The following is a 13,808-nucleotide window of genomic DNA, read 5'->3' as shown; positions in this document are numbered from 1 at the left end:
CCCTCCCACCCGCCAAGGCTGGTCGCGGTGAGCAGGCAGCGCGCGAGCAGCGGCGCGTTGCCAAGCATCGCCATGCGATAGGACAAGCCATCGGTGCCGGCGCGCGTCGCCATTTCGTCGATGAAGCATTCGGTGAAAAAGGCGGTGTAGCTGTCGGCATTGCCGCGCCAGCGCCCGGTCGGCAGTCCGATGTCGGCGGGGCAATGGTCGACCGCATGATGGGGCAGGGCATAGCTGGTCGCTGCGCCCTCGACCGCGGCGGCGTCGGCGCTGCCTGCCTCCGCGCGCTGGGCGACGTCGGCGGGGATATTGTCGAACAACCGCGCGCGCACCTCATGATTGGTGGGCGGCACCGCGATCCGCGTCACCAGCGCGTCGATCCCGCCCGCGGCGTTCAGCGTCGCGCTCAGCCGCGCCCGCGCCGGCGCGCGCGGCGGCAATCGCATGATTTCTTCGGCGCGCGACCAGGCGAGCTGGACCGGGCGCTTGACCTCCAGCGCGATGATCGCCGCCTGCACCGCGGCGCTATGATCCAGACAGGCATCGAACGATCCGCCCGCCATCATCGGGAACAGGATGACATCGCCCGCCGCCAGCCCGGTCGCCTGCGCGACGGCGTCGCGGCATTGCGCGGGTGCCTGCGTCGCGACCCACACGCGCAGCCGCCCGCCGTCGGGCGCCGCGGTGGCGGTGCGCGTTTCGACGGCGGCATGCAGCGCGGGGGCGACGGCATATTCGGCGACGATCTTGGTGCGCCCGGTCATCGCTTCGGCGACGTCGCCGCTGCTCGATATGCGATAGCCGCCATCGTTCAATGCCTGCTTCAGCGCCGCATCGATGCGGTCCGTTGAAATCGGCGTCCCCGCGGTTTCAAACACCGGCGCAAAGCGGTCGAGCGCGCGGTTCGCCGCCCACCAGTTGCGCGCCACCGCCGCGACCCAGCGCTCGTGGGTGACGACATGGAGCAGGCCGGGCGCGGCCATTCCCTTGGTGCGGTCGATACCCTTCAGCCGCGTCGCACCCAGCGGCCCCTGGCGGATCGCGGCAAACACCATGTCGGGCAGGCGGATGTCGCCGGCATAATTGGCCGACCCGTCGATCTTGGCGGGCAGGTCGAGCCGCGTCAGCTCCTTGCCATAGAGCGGGTCGCCGCTGCTGGCGCGATAGATCGGTTCGGCGGGCGGTTCGAGGCGTGCCGCCGCAGCCGCAACCTCACCGAACCGCAGCTTCTTCTGGCCCAACAGGACAAAGCCGTCCTGCGTGTCGCAGTCTTCCCAGTCGGCGTCCCAGCGCGCCGCCGCCGCCATCATGAGCAGCGCCCGCGCCTGCGCGGCGGCGGCGCGGCACGGTCCCTCGAACATTCGCACCGACGAGCTGTTCGCGGTCAGCATCACCGCGTGGCGTACCGCCCACTCGCGCCGCGCCCAACTGCGGACGTCGGACACGAAATCGGGCACCCCGGCGCGCGGGGTAAACACCGCGCTATCCTCGTCGACCAGCAGCGTGTTGGTATAAAGCGGGCTGATCGGCGCGGTTTCGACCGCGATCGTCCGCCAGTCGGCGCCGAGCTCGTCGGCCATGATCTGCGGCAGCAGCGTCGTGACGCCCTGACCCATCTCGCATTGCGGGACGACGGCGCTGATATGCCCGTCGTCGCCGATCTTCAGAAAGGCGTTAAAGACATGCTCGTCGGGGGCGGCGGTCAGATTGGGCTGATAATCGCGCGGCCACAGGCTCCACGCGATCGCCAGCCCGCCCGCCGCGGTCGCGCCGACCAGCATCTGGCGGCGACTGACGTGCGGCAGGCGCCGCTTTTTGAAATCCATGGTGTCGCGAATACCCGCCATCGCCGACGCTGATAAGCGGCGCGAGTCGCAAGGGCAAAGGCTTTTGAAGCAATGCCATCCTCCCTGTCGCGGTGCGACAGCGAGGAGCGTTTCTTACCAACCCCAGGGTGCGGGCGGCGGGGCGACCGGTTGGCGGTAGTCAAAGCTCACGCGGAAATCGCGCCCTTCGCGACTCAGGCCATAGGTATAGCCGTCCGCGGTGGTCTCGACCGACCAGATATTGCTGTTCGACACGCTGCGCCCGGTGCGGGTGAACAGCGCAATCGATTCGGCGTCGACCGGAAAGGTCTGGCGCATTGCCGTCCCGGCGTCGGCGGTGTCGCCGCCATACATCGTCAGCTCGTCCTTGCTGCCATCGGCGTGGCGATGATCATGCTTGAGCCGCAGGCCGGTCGCCGTGCGGGTGATGATCCAGGTGCGCGAGCGGTCCCAGCCGCCGTCGGGGCCGACGCCGTCGATGTGGAACGGGATTTCGATGCGGTCGGGGGTACAGCGGCGGATATGCATCACCATCGCCTTGCCGCGCATATCGGCATCGGCGTCCTGATTGCTGGCCAGTTTGCCCGCATAGGCCTGGCCGCACCGCGCGGTCAGGTCGGCGAAGAAGGCATCTTGCGGCTTGGCGGGAACCGGAGTCGAGGCACAACCGGCCAGTGCGGTCGCGGCGAGCAGCGCCAGCGCGGCCTTCACCGCAGCAGCCCCAGCCGCGGAATCTCGATCTTGGGACAGCGGTCCATGACGACCATCAGCCCCGCGGTATCGGCGCGCTTGGCGGCGGCGTCGTTGATCACCCCCAGCTGCATCCACACCGCCTTGGCGCCGTGAACGATCGCTTCGTCGACCGCCGACCCGGCGTCGTCGCTGTTGCGGAAAATATCGACGATCTCGGCGGGCGGTTCGACATCGGCGAGCGTTGCGACGACCGGCGCACCATGGATGGTCTTGCCGGCATGGCCTGGATTGACCGCGATCACATCATGGCCCTGCGCCAGGAGAAAGGCGAGCACACCGTTCGACGCGCGCGCCGGGTTGGGCGACGCGCCGACCACCGCGATGCGGCGCTTTTGCCCGAGCAGGTCGCGGATTTCACCTTCGTCGTTGATCGCCATATCGCTTTACCCCTGTTTGCGCGCTTGCAGCCACGCGGCGACCTTTGCCGCTATGGCATGGAACGGCTCGCCCGCCGGGTCGGTTCCGGCGGCGGGCGGCACGCCGCCATCGCTCGCCAGCCGGATGCCCATCGACAACGGGACGCGGCCCAGAAAGTCGAGCCCCATCACCTTCGCTGCCGCCTCGGCGCCGCCGCTGCCGAACGGATCGCTGACTTCGCCGCAATGCGGACAGGCATACCCCGCCATATTTTCGACCAGCCCGACAATCGGCACCGCGGCCTGTTCAAACAGGCTGACCGCGCGCGTCGCGTCCATCAGCGCCAGATCCTGCGGCGTCGACACGATCACCGCGCCCGCGGGCTTGTGCTTCTGGATCATCGTCAGCTGAACGTCGCCGGTGCCCGGCGGCAGGTCGACGATCAGCGTGTCGATGTCGCCCCAGCTCGCATCGACCAATTGTTCCAGCGCCTTGCCCGCCATCGGACCGCGCCACGCGATCGCCTGTCCCGGCGCGGCGATCTGCCCGGTCGACAGCATCGGCACGCCATAAGCGTTGGGGACGGGGATCAGTTTCGACCCGCGCGATTCGGGTTTCACATGCTCGCTGTCCATCAGGCGGGGTTGTGAGGGGCCATAGATGTCGGCATCGACCAGCCCGACCTTCACCCCCAGCCGCAACAGCGCGACCGCCAGATTGGCGGCAAGGGTCGATTTGCCGACCCCGCCCTTGCCGCTGCCGACCGCGATGATCGTCATCGCCTTTTTCTCGGCGGTCATCGCGATACGCACTTCGCTGACCCCCGCTTCGGACAGCAGGCCCGCGCGCAGCTTGTCCTCCAGCGGTTGGCGATCCTCGGCCGCCAGCCCCGACACGTCGAGCACGACCGCCAGCAATCCGGCATCATCGAGCAAACGCAGCCCCGATGTTCGCCCGTCGCTCAGTTCGGCGGCGGCGGCGGTCAGGCGGGCGATGGCGGCGCTTTGATCGGTCATGTCCGCGGCAGATAGGCATGCGCGGGTCAATTGCCAGCCATTTTCGCGCGCCCCCCCTGTTAATCGCGCGCGCCGACCCTATAAAAGCCTTATGAACGATAATATCGACGGCAACATCGGACGCCGCAGCCCCAGCGGATTGCGGCAATTTTTCGGGTCGATCCTTCAGATGACCAAAAGCCCGTGGGGCAGTGGTCCCGGCAAGGGCGACGACGACGGCGGCAAGGGCGGCGGCGATGGCAAACGCCCCGGCCCGCGCAACCCGTGGGTGACCCCCGATCCGATCGACATCAATCGCGGCCGCAAGCCGCGCGGCCCCTCGGCGCTCGACGAGCTGCTGCGCAAGGGGCGCGGCGGCTTTGGCGGCGGCGGCTCGGGCGGCGGCGGTCAGTTCAACCTGGGCGATTCGGCGAAATTCTGGAAATGGGGCGTGCTCGCCGCGGCGGTGCTGTGGGTGATCTTTTCGTCCTTCCACATCGTGCCGCCCGAAAAGGAAGGCGTCGTCACCCGCCTCGGCAGCTATTCGCGCACCGTCGGCCCCGGCGTGAAATTCACCTGGCCGGCGCCGATCGAGCGCATCCGGCTCGAAGACGTGCGGGCGATCCGCACCATGGCGGTCGGTTCGCCCAATGCGACCGACGAAAATTTCGTGCTGACCCGCGACCAGAGCCTGGTCGACCTCGCCTATGAAGTGCGCTGGTCGGTGCGCGATCCCGAGCTGTTCTTTTTCCAGCTCGCCGATCCCGAGGGCACGATCCGCGAAGTCGCTGAAAGCTCGATGCGCGCCACCGTTGCCAATTTCAACCTGACCGATGCGATCGGCCCCGGCCGCGTCGAGATCGAGGCGCAGGTGCAGCAACGCATGCAGGAATTGCTCAACCAATATCGCGCCGGCGTTGCTATCCAGGGCATCGCGATCCGCCAGGCCGACCCGCCGAGCCAGGTCGACGATGCGTTCAAGGAGGTCACCGCGGCACTGCAGGAGCGCGAATCGGCGATCAACCTGTCGCGCGCCTATCAACAGCAGGTGCTCGAACGCGCCCGCGGCGACACCGCCGCCTTCGACCAGATTTACGAACAATATCGGCTGGCGCCGGGGGTGACCCGCAAGCGCCTCTATTATGAAACGATGGAGAATGTGTTGTCGAATGTCGACAAGACCGTCGTCGAAGCGCGCGGGGTGACCCCCTATCTGCCGCTCAACGAGGTCCAGAAACGGATTCCCGCCACGCCGCCCGCCGCGGCGACGAAGGGAGGCGAATGATGTTGACTTCGCTGTTCCAGAACCCCGTGCGCCTGCTCGTCGGGGTCGTCGCGCTGCTCGTCATCCTGTCGCAGTCGCTGGCGATCGTCCCCGAGGACAAGCAGGCGCTGATCCTGCGCTTCGGTGAAATCGAGCGCACCGTGAACCGCTACAAGGCGAATGAGGATTTCGGCAGTTCGGGCGCGGGCCTCGTCCTGCGCGTGCCGTTCACCGACGGCATCCAATATATCGACAAGCGCATCATGGGCGTGAACATGGAGCGCCAGCAGGTGCTGTCGACCGATCAGCAGCGGTTGCAGGTCGACGCCTTTGCGCGCTTCCGCATCACCAATCCGGTGCGCATGTATACCGCGATCCGCACCGAGGAGCGGTTGCAGCAACAGCTCGCGACGATCCTGGGCTCGTCGCTGCGCAACGAGCTTGGCAAGCGCACCTTTGCGACCCTGCTGTCGCCCGAACGCGGCGCGGTGATGGACAATATCCAGGTCGCGCTGAACCGTGAGGCGAATAAATATGGCGCCGAGGTCATCGATGTGCGGATCAAGCGTGCTGACCTGCCCGAAGGCGCGACGCTGATCGCAGCGTATAACCGCATGCGCTCGGCGCGCCAGCAGGAAGCCACCGCGATCCGCGCCGAAGGGCAAAAGGAAGCGCAGATCATCCGCGGTAACGCCGATGGCGAGGCGGCGCGCATCTATGCCGCCAGCTTTGGCAAGGATCCCGAATTTTACGATTTCTACCGCGCCATGCAGAGCTATCGCCAGACCTTCCTGGGCGAGAATAACCAAGGCGGCACGTCGATCATCATGTCGCCCGACAATGAATATCTGAAGCGCTTCAGCGGCGGTTGATGCGATCCGGCGCGCCGGTGAATGGAACCGAAAGCGCCCGTTCATGTTCAATTGGCGTTCAGCCGCTGCGCCGCAGACCGCCGCAGCCGGGGTTATTGAGTTTTTCGGATGAGAAGAGGATTACCGATCGTGCGTTATGTTTATGGCATCACTTCGGCCTTGCTGGCGGGTGGGACTGCGCTGGCGCTGGTCACCCAATCCCCCGTCGGCGCGCAGGTCGCGCAGAATGAACAGAGCGAAATCGCCAAGGTTGTGCCGCGTTCGGGCGCGCCCGAAAGCTTCGCCGATCTGGTCGAGCAGCTGCAGCCCGCGGTGGTCAATATCTCGACCAAGCAGAATGTGACACTGGGCGTCCGGCTCAATCCCTTTGCCGGGACGCGCGAGCCGATCACCCAGGAACAGCAGGGCGGCGGCTCGGGCTTCCTCATTTCGGCCGACGGCTATATCGTCACCAACAACCATGTGATTTCGGGCGGCCCGCGCGGCGAGGCGGTCAATCAGGTCACGGTGACGCTGACCAACCAGAAGGAATATCGCGCGACGATCGTCGGGCGTGATGCCGCGTCGGATCTGGCGCTGCTCAAGATCGATGCGACCGGCCTGCCGTTCGTGAAATTCGCCGACAGCCGCACGGCGCGCGTCGGCGACTGGGTCGTCGCGATCGGCAATCCGCTTGGTCTCGGCTCGACGGTGACCGCGGGGATCATCTCGGCGGTTCAGCGCAACATCGGCCAGGGCGGCGCCTACGACCGCTATATCCAGACCGATACCGCGATCAACCGCGGCAACTCGGGCGGCCCGCTGTTCGATTTGCAGGGCAATGTCGTCGGCATCAACAACATGCTGATCTCGCCCGTCGGCGCCAATATCGGCGTCAATTTCGCGATCCCCGCCGACGCGGCGATCCCGGTGATCAACGCGCTGCGTGCGGGCGAAAAGGTCCAGCGCGGCTATCTCGGCATCGGCATCGCGCCGGTCGACGAGGATCTGGCGGCGGCGCTTGGCCTGCCCAAGGATCGCGGCGAGTTCATCCAGCGCGTCGAACCGGCGCAGGCAGGCGAAAAGGCCGGGCTGAAGCGCGGCGACGTGGTGACCAAGGTCAATGGCCGCGAGGTCACGCCGCAGCAGACCCTGTCCTACATCGTCTCGAACACCAAACCCGGCACGCGCATCCCGCTTGAAATCATTCGCGACGGCAAGCCGATGACGCTCAACGTCCTGGTCGGCACGCGGCCGCCCGAGGAAGAGCTGGCGGGCACCACCTTCGATCCTGAAGCGGAGCAGACCGAGCCCGAGGATGCGACCGGCGCGGCGGACAAGGCGATCCAGGAAGAACTGGGCCTGGCGGTGCAGGTCGTCACCCCCGACATCGCGCGCGCGGTCGGGGTCGATGCCAATACCAAGGGTCTGGTCATCGGTGCCGCTTCGGCCAACAGCGATGCGGGCCGCAAGGGGCTGCGCCGCGGCGACGTGATCCTCAGCGCCAATCGGGTGCCGGTGACGACCAGCGACGCGCTGGCGAAAGCCGTTGCCGATGCCAAGCGGGCAGGCCGCGACGCGGTGCTGCTTGAAATTTTGCGTCGTGGTAATCCGTCGGCGTTTATCGCGGTCCGGGTAAAATAAGCCCCCGCATCCTTGCCTATATAAAGGGCGCCGCGACCATCCGGTCCGGCGCCCTTTTTATTTGCGCCGCGCTGCCTATGTTCTTATTATGTTCCAACGCTAACGAGTCGGGAGAAGAATCATGATTGGCTATGTGACCCTGGGCACCAACGATCTGACGAAAGCCGCGGTCTTTTACGACGCGATCGCCGCCGAGCTCGACACCCCGCGGATGATGGAGTTCGACACCTTCATCGCGTGGGGCAAGCCGGGCGGTGCGGCCGGCATCGGGCTGACCAAGCCGTTCGACGGCAATGCCGCAAGCGTCGGCAACGGCGTCATGGTGGCGCTGCAGGCGGCGGACAAGGACCAGGTCCAGCGCCTCTACGACATCGCGCTCGCCAACGGCGGCACCTGCGAAGGCCCCCCGGGACCGCGCGGCGAAGGCTTTTACGCCGGCTATTTCCGCGATCCCGACGGGAATAAGCTCAACGCCTTCATCATGGGGTGATGGATTGGTGCCGACGTCTGTGTGGAGAGCGGACATACTATCCTCTCCCCTTGAGGGAGAGGATAGCGCAGCTTGCTCCGCAAGGAGCTAGCGAAGCTTGGTGAGGGGGTGGACCGCCCGCGGGGTAGACCCCCTCTCAACTGCGGCTAGGCAGCAAGCTGCCAAGCCTTCGTATCTCTCCCTCAAGGGGAGAGAGTAAGAACATGCGAAGTCCGCAATCAATCGTCGGCCGCCACCGTCGGGCATTATCCAAAAAGCCTTTCCTAAATTATTCCGGCATGATCTACGATCTCGGATGACACAGCCGCTTCCTCTCATATGCTACTCCCGGACCTCCGGCACGCGCCGCTATTTTAAAGCGACAAAGGCGGCCGCTCCGGCGGCCACATCCGTATCTTTTGTCGCCTTAAGGCGTCGGCACAGCGGTCGCTCGTCGCGATTTGCGAGTGAAGTTGCGCAGTTTTCCGCCGTTCCTTCCCCAACCGGCAACCGCCGCCGCATCCGGGTTTGCCGATTGCCTGTCTCGCCCCGTCACTCTAGATCGATAGAGAGGTGCCCAAGTGGAGGAAAAGCACAGTGACTGACGGCAGCACGGCAAGCGAAATCTATATCGGCCTCGGCGGCGGCGGCGCGGCCGATGGTCCGCGCCAGTCGCTGGTGCTCAAACGCGCCAACCGCCACGGGCTGATCGCCGGGGCGACCGGCACCGGCAAGACGGTGACCCTGCAGGGGCTGGCCGAGGGTTTTTCGGCGGTCGGCGTCCCGGTGTTCGTCGCCGATGTGAAGGGCGATCTCGCCGGCATGGCGATGGCGGGCAGCCCGATGTCGAAATTGCACGAAATTTTTGCCGCCCGCGCCGCCGAAATCGGCGACAGCGAGTGGGCGTACCGCGACAATCCCGTCATCTTCTGGGATCTGTTCGGCGAACAGGGGCATCCGATCCGCACCACCATTTCCGAAATGGGGCCGCTGCTGCTCGCGCGGCTGATGGGGCTGAACGAAGTGCAGGAGGGCGTGCTCGCGATCGCCTTTCGCGTCGCCGATGAACAGAATCTGCTGCTCCTCGACCTCGGCGATTTGCAGGCGATGCTCGTCTGGTGCGCCGAGAACGCCGACGAACTCACCACCAGATATGGCAATGTGTCGAAGGCGACCGTCGGCACCATTCAAAGACAATTGCTGACGCTCGAAAGCCAGGGCGGCGCGCATTTCTTTGGCGAACCCGCGCTCGACATCCACGACATGATCCGCTGCGACGACAATGGCCGCGGCTATGTCAACATCCTCGCCGCCGACAAGCTGATGGCGAGCCCGAAGCTCTATGCGACCTTCCTGCTCTGGCTGCTGTCGGAAATGTTTGAAACGCTGCCCGAGATTGGCGACCCCGACAAACCCAAGCTCGTCTTTTTCTTTGACGAGGCGCATCTGCTGTTCGACGATGCGCCGCCGGCGCTGACCGAAAAGATCGAACAGGTCGTCCGTCTGATCCGGTCGAAGGGCGTCGGGGTCTATTTCGTCACGCAAAATCCGATCGACATTCCCGAGGATGTCTCGGGCCAGCTCGGCAACCGCGTCCAGCACGCGCTGCGCGCCTTCACCCCGCGCGACCAGAAAGCGGTCAAAGCCGCCGCCGACACCTTCCGCCCCAACCCCAAGATCGACGTCGCGCGCGAGATCACCGAATTGAAGGTCGGCGAGGCTTTGGTGTCGCTGCTGATGCCCGATGGCGCCCCGTCGCCGGTCGAACGCACGCTGATCAAGCCGCCCTGCTCGCGCGCCGGGCCGCTCGACGCCAAGGAGCGCGCGATCATCAAATCGATCTCGCCCGTCGAGGGCAAATATGACACCGCCGTCGACCGCGAAAGCGCCGAGGAACTGCTCGCGATGAAGGCCGATCAGGCGCAGGCCGCAGCGATTGCGGCGAAGGCGCAGGTCGAAGCCGACAAGCAGGCAGCCATCGCTGCGAAAGAAGCGGCCAAGGTGAAAGCCGCCGAAGAGCGCGAGCGGCTGCGGCTTGAAAAGGCAGCGGCGCGCGAGGCCGCCAAGCCGTCGATGACCGAAAAAATGGTGCAATCGGCGGCACGCTCGGCGGCGACGAGCATCGGGCGGCAGGTCGCGGGCAAATTCGGCGGCCAACTGATGCGCGGGATCTTGGGCAGCCTGTTCAAATGAGCGACGCCGATGCCGCGCTGATGGAGGCGAGCCTGATCGCCGTCGCTGACGCGGGCATCGACATTCGTCACGCGCTGTTCGAGCGATTCTTCGCCGCCTATCCCGACCGCCGCGCCAGCTTCATTTCGGTCGATGCCGCATCGCGGCGGATGACCGACGAAACGCTCCAGATGATGCTGGGGCTGGCGCAGGACGAAGGCTGGGTGTGGCCGCTCGTCGCCGAACTGGTGTTCACCCACCGCAGTTACGGCGCGCTGCCGATCGCCGAATATGACGCCTTCATCGACATGACGGTCGAGGAACTGGGCTTGGCGGCCCGACCAGCGTGGAGCGCCGCGAGTGCATCGGCTTGGCAGCAGAACGCCGACTCACTGAAGGCGATGATCCGCAAGGCGCGCGCCGAATGGGCCAGCGCGATGCCCGCAGGCGCGCCGCAGATCGCTTGACGACCGGTCGGCGCCTAAACCCTCGACTCCCGCCGCGAATCGCGGCAGCATAGGTTGCATGACAAAACCGATATTGCCTGGAGAGGTAGCCGCCGCCGTCGTCGACCCCGTCGCATACGGCCAATGGGATCCGCTGCACGAACAGCTGAGCTGGGCGCGCGCCAATGCGCCGCTGGCGGTGGCCGAGAACCACGATCACGACCCGTTCTGGCTCGTTACCCGCCACGCCGACATCATGGCGATCAGCCGCGATCCGCAGCGTTTCGCCAATGGCATCCGCCCGACGGTGCTGACCAATCGCGACGGCGAGGCGCTGGCGCGCGCCGCGACCCCGAACAATGACGGCCATCTGATCCGCTCGCTGGTCCAGATGGATGCGCCCGATCATATGAAATACCGACTGCTGACCCAGAGCTGGTTCATGCCCAAGAACCTGAAAATCGTCGAAGAGCGCATTCGGCAAATCGCGCGCGAGACGGTCGATCAGATGCTGGCGCAGGGCGGGGAGTGCGATTTTGCCCGCGACGTCGCGGCGCATTATCCGCTGCGCGTCATCATGGACATCTTGGGGGTGCCGCCCGAGGACGAGCCGCGGATGCTGATGCTGACCCAGCAATTGTTCGGCCCGACCGACCCCGAACTCAACCGGAGCAGGGAAGCGATTACCAGCGCCGAACAGGCGATCGCGATGCTCGATTATGTCATCGCCGACTTCACCCAATATTTCGCCGCGCTCACCGCCGACCGCCGCGCCAATCCGCGCGAGGACATCGCGACGGTGATTGCCAATGCGACGATCAATGGCGAACAAATCCCCGACCGCGAAATGTCGGGCTATTATATGATCGTCGCGACCGCGGGGCACGACACGACGAGCGCCTCGACCGCGGGGGCGATCATGGAACTGGCCAGGAACCCAGCGCTGTTCGAACGTTTCCGCGCCGCAGAGGCCGACAAGGCGGGGCTGATCGAGGAAGCGATCCGCTGGACCACCCCGGTCCAGCATTTCATGCGCAGCGCGAAGGAGGATGTCGAGATCGGCGGCCAGACGATCCGCGCGGGCGACTGGCTGATGCTCAACTATGTTTCGGGCAACCGCGACGAGGCTGTGTTCAATGATCCGTTCGCGTTTAACCCCGACCGCGAAAAGAATCAGCAGATCGCCTTTGGCTTCGGCGCGCATGTCTGCCTTGGCCAGCATCTGGCGCGGATGGAGATGCGGATCTTGATGGAAGAGCTGTTGCCGCGGATTCAAAGCCTGGAACTGACCGGCGAACCGGCCCGCGTCGAATCGGTGTTCGTCGGCGGGCTGAAACGCCTGCCGATCCGCTTCGCGGCGGCCTGACTCGATCCGACGCGGAGCCAGCGCAACGCGCAGTGATAATGGACCAAACTGCCTTTCGGCTGCGTTTCATCTCATCTGCAACAAGGAGTTTGCCATGATTCTCTGGAAAAAGGCTGCGATCTCGATCGCAGCAACGTCGATGATCCTCTCGCCGGTCGCAGCCTCGGCAGCGCCCGCTTTCGACGGTGCCCGTGCGGTATCCGCGATCGAAGGCGAGAATGAGCTCGAAGGCGCTAACTGGCTTCCGATCCTGCTCGGACTCGCGATCATAGCTGGTGGCATCTGGCTGGCGGTCGACGGCGACGACGATCCGGTAAGCCCGTAATTCGTCTGCGGCGCTGGCCGCCGTCTAAACCTTCTCACCCGGAAAGAAACGCGCGATGACATCGCTCGCCAGCCGCGCCGGGCGCAGCGTTTCGGCGTCGATGCAGCACCAGCTCGATTTGACCTCGGCCAGCACATCCTCGCCGCGCTTGATGATCGTTTCGTAAAAGGCGCGCGCGCCCTGGACCTTTTCGAGGATCACGGTCGCGATGACCTGGTCGTCGAGGAAGGCCGGGCGGCGATAGGTGATTTCGTGCTTCAGCGCGACCCACAGATGCGCGGCGACCGCGTCGGGCGGCGCGATGTGGCGCCAGTGCGACAGCACCGCTTCCTGCACCCAGCTGAGATAATGGGCGTTGTTGACGTGCCCCATGAAATCGATCTGGTCGGAACCGACGGCAATGGCGTGGTCGTGCGGGCGTGAGGCTGCGGTCATATCGTTTACACTAGTGTCAACAATATGTGACGGAAAGATGAAATCTCATCCGCGCCCGCGATAGGGCGCGACGCCCTGATCGGGCAGCCATAGCCCGGCGGGCGGCGGACCCGATTGCCAGAAGACGTCGATCGGGATGCCGCCGCGCGGATACCAGTAACCGCCGATGCGCAGCCATAGCGGCTGCATCTCGTCGAACAGGCGGCGGCCGATGCCGACCGTGCAATCCTCGTGAAATCCCGCATGGTTGCGGAACGACCCCAGGAACAGCTTCAGGCTTTTTGATTCGACGATTGTTTTGCCGGGCGCATAATCGATCACCAGATGCGCGAAATCGGGCTGGCCGGTGACCGGGCAGAGCGAGGTGAATTCGGGCGCGGCAAAGCGCACGAGGTACAGCTCGCCAACGCGCGGATTGGCGACATAGTCGAGAATCGCCGCCTCGGGCGCGGCAGGAAGGTCGCTCGATTGGCCAAGATGTTTCGGCGTGAGCGGCGGATGGCTGGAATCACTCATGGAAACCGTCTAGGGCGCAGCGCGGCGCTTGTCACCGATCGGATGTCATCGATCGGATGGGGAAACGGCCGAGTTCAGCGCCAATTCAGCGGCGCCGACCAAAAATGCAATATTCGGGATCGCGGAACGATAATGACGGACAGGAAGATGGGGCAGGCAAGCAGGGCGGCGGCGTGGCCGCTGGTTGCGCTGATGCTCTCTTTGGCAGGCGCGGGGCCTGCGCTCGCCCAGGATACGGGCACCCCGACCCCGGCGCCAACCCCCGCACCCTCATCGATCTTCCGCTTGCCGCCTGCCGATGACGGGCGCGCACCCGGCGTTCAGGGGCCGTCAGACAACGGGTTGCCGCCCGTCGCGCCGGGCGAACGCCGCGGCGCGCAGCCCACCCC

The 13,808-nt window shown here is 65.5% G+C and carries 14 protein-coding genes and 1 pseudogene; 9 read left to right on the top strand and 6 right to left on the bottom strand.

The features are described 5' to 3' along the window. From FFS68_RS17345 to FFS68_RS17330, 4 genes are all read right to left on the bottom strand, one after another. Window positions 1-1,847 (bottom strand): molybdopterin cofactor-binding domain-containing protein (locus tag FFS68_RS17345; protein ID WP_137754453.1); only part of this gene is annotated, 1,847 nt, incomplete at its 3' end. Between the two features lie 93 nt (window positions 1,848-1,940). Continuing rightward, window positions 1,941-2,537 carry a hypothetical protein gene (locus tag FFS68_RS17340; RefSeq protein WP_137754452.1) on the bottom strand — a complete coding sequence of 199 codons (597 nt, stop codon included), beginning with the start codon at window positions 2,535-2,537 and terminating at the stop codon, window positions 1,941-1,943. Then, window positions 2,534-2,956, bottom strand: coding sequence for a CoA-binding protein (locus FFS68_RS17335; protein WP_137754451.1), 423 nt, complete (start codon window positions 2,954-2,956; stop codon window positions 2,534-2,536). The genes FFS68_RS17340 and FFS68_RS17335 overlap by 4 nt, the downstream gene beginning before the upstream one ends. A gap of 6 nt (window positions 2,957-2,962) precedes the next feature. Then, entirely contained in the window at window positions 2,963-3,952 is a 990-nt protein-coding gene (locus FFS68_RS17330) for an Mrp/NBP35 family ATP-binding protein (protein ID WP_137754450.1), read from the bottom strand. A gap of 91 nt (window positions 3,953-4,043) precedes the next feature. Here FFS68_RS17330 and FFS68_RS17325 point away from each other — a divergent pair, with 91 nt between their 5' ends. The 8 genes from FFS68_RS17325 to FFS68_RS17290 all read left to right on the top strand — a co-directional run bounded on the left by FFS68_RS17325 (window position 4,044) and on the right by FFS68_RS17290 (window position 12,468). Next, complete coding sequence (locus FFS68_RS17325) at window positions 4,044-5,216, top strand: protease modulator HflK (RefSeq protein WP_137754449.1); 1,173 nt, start codon at window positions 4,044-4,046, stop codon at window positions 5,214-5,216. Next, window positions 5,216-6,067 carry a protease modulator HflC gene (locus FFS68_RS17320; protein WP_137754455.1) on the top strand — a complete coding sequence of 284 codons (852 nt, stop codon included), beginning with the start codon at window positions 5,216-5,218 and terminating at the stop codon, window positions 6,065-6,067. Before FFS68_RS17325 ends, FFS68_RS17320 begins: the two co-directional genes overlap by 1 nt. Window positions 6,068-6,196: 129 nt before the next feature. Further along, window positions 6,197-7,690, top strand: coding sequence for a trypsin-like peptidase domain-containing protein (locus FFS68_RS17315; protein WP_137754448.1), 1,494 nt, complete (start codon window positions 6,197-6,199; stop codon window positions 7,688-7,690). A 121-nt stretch (window positions 7,691-7,811) separates the two neighbouring features. Next, entirely contained in the window at window positions 7,812-8,180 is a 369-nt protein-coding gene (locus tag FFS68_RS17310) for a VOC family protein (protein WP_137754447.1), read from the top strand. 603 nt (window positions 8,181-8,783) lie between these two features. After that, window positions 8,784-10,352, top strand: a complete 1,569-nt coding sequence (locus FFS68_RS17305; protein ID WP_137754454.1) for a helicase HerA-like domain-containing protein — start codon at window positions 8,784-8,786, stop codon at window positions 10,350-10,352. Beyond that, window positions 10,349-10,798 (top strand): hypothetical protein, encoded by a 450-nt coding sequence (locus FFS68_RS17300; RefSeq protein WP_137754446.1) that lies wholly within the window; start codon window positions 10,349-10,351, stop codon window positions 10,796-10,798. The genes FFS68_RS17305 and FFS68_RS17300 overlap by 4 nt, the downstream gene beginning before the upstream one ends. Window positions 10,799-10,856: 58 nt before the next feature. Then, window positions 10,857-12,143 (top strand): cytochrome P450, encoded by a 1,287-nt coding sequence (locus FFS68_RS17295; RefSeq protein WP_137754445.1) that lies wholly within the window; start codon window positions 10,857-10,859, stop codon window positions 12,141-12,143. A gap of 94 nt (window positions 12,144-12,237) precedes the next feature. Then, a complete protein-coding gene (locus FFS68_RS17290; RefSeq protein WP_137754444.1) occupies window positions 12,238-12,468 on the top strand; it encodes a hypothetical protein in 231 nt (76 codons plus the stop codon). A 24-nt stretch (window positions 12,469-12,492) separates the two neighbouring features. On the opposite strand, the gene FFS68_RS17285 is transcribed toward FFS68_RS17290, so the two are convergent. Both FFS68_RS17285 and queF read right to left on the bottom strand, forming a co-directional pair. Then, a complete protein-coding gene (locus FFS68_RS17285) occupies window positions 12,493-12,903 on the bottom strand; it encodes a thioesterase family protein (RefSeq protein WP_137754443.1) in 411 nt (136 codons plus the stop codon). Between the two features lie 45 nt (window positions 12,904-12,948). Next, the gene (gene queF / locus FFS68_RS17280; protein ID WP_137754442.1) at window positions 12,949-13,419 is read right to left on the bottom strand and encodes a preQ(1) synthase; all 471 of its coding nucleotides are present in this window, start codon (window positions 13,417-13,419) and stop codon (window positions 12,949-12,951) included. Window positions 13,420-13,551: 132 nt separating this feature from the next. Here queF and FFS68_RS18070 point away from each other — a divergent pair. Then, window positions 13,552-13,808 (top strand): annotated as a pseudogene (locus FFS68_RS18070) (hypothetical protein); the annotation flags it as partial.

Origin of the sequence: Sphingopyxis sp. L1A2A (assembly GCF_005502465.1) — a bacterium.
In the GTDB taxonomy this organism is placed as follows: Bacteria; Pseudomonadota; Alphaproteobacteria; order Sphingomonadales; family Sphingomonadaceae; genus Sphingopyxis.
This window is presented reverse-complemented; position numbering and strand designations above follow the sequence as displayed.

Excerpts from the sequence above, each read along its gene's own strand:
- FFS68_RS17325 (WP_137754449.1), top strand. The coding sequence starts at position 4,044 with ATGAACGATAATATCGACGGCAACATCGGACGCCGCAGCCCCAGCGGA.
- FFS68_RS17310 (WP_137754447.1), top strand. The coding sequence starts at position 7,812 with ATGATTGGCTATGTGACCCTGGGCACCAACGATCTGACGAAAGCCGCG.
- FFS68_RS17300 (WP_137754446.1), top strand. The coding sequence starts at position 10,349 with ATGAGCGACGCCGATGCCGCGCTGATGGAGGCGAGCCTGATCGCCGTC.
- FFS68_RS17320 (WP_137754455.1), top strand. The coding sequence starts at position 5,216 with ATGTTGACTTCGCTGTTCCAGAACCCCGTGCGCCTGCTCGTCGGGGTC.
- FFS68_RS17285 (WP_137754443.1), bottom strand. The coding sequence starts at position 12,903 with ATGACCGCAGCCTCACGCCCGCACGACCACGCCATTGCCGTCGGTTCC.
- FFS68_RS17335 (WP_137754451.1), bottom strand. The coding sequence starts at position 2,956 with ATGGCGATCAACGACGAAGGTGAAATCCGCGACCTGCTCGGGCAAAAG.
- FFS68_RS17290 (WP_137754444.1), top strand. The coding sequence starts at position 12,238 with ATGATTCTCTGGAAAAAGGCTGCGATCTCGATCGCAGCAACGTCGATG.
- queF (WP_137754442.1), bottom strand. The coding sequence starts at position 13,419 with ATGAGTGATTCCAGCCATCCGCCGCTCACGCCGAAACATCTTGGCCAA.
- FFS68_RS17295 (WP_137754445.1), top strand. The coding sequence starts at position 10,857 with ATGACAAAACCGATATTGCCTGGAGAGGTAGCCGCCGCCGTCGTCGAC.
- FFS68_RS17330 (WP_137754450.1), bottom strand. The coding sequence starts at position 3,952 with ATGACCGATCAAAGCGCCGCCATCGCCCGCCTGACCGCCGCCGCCGCC.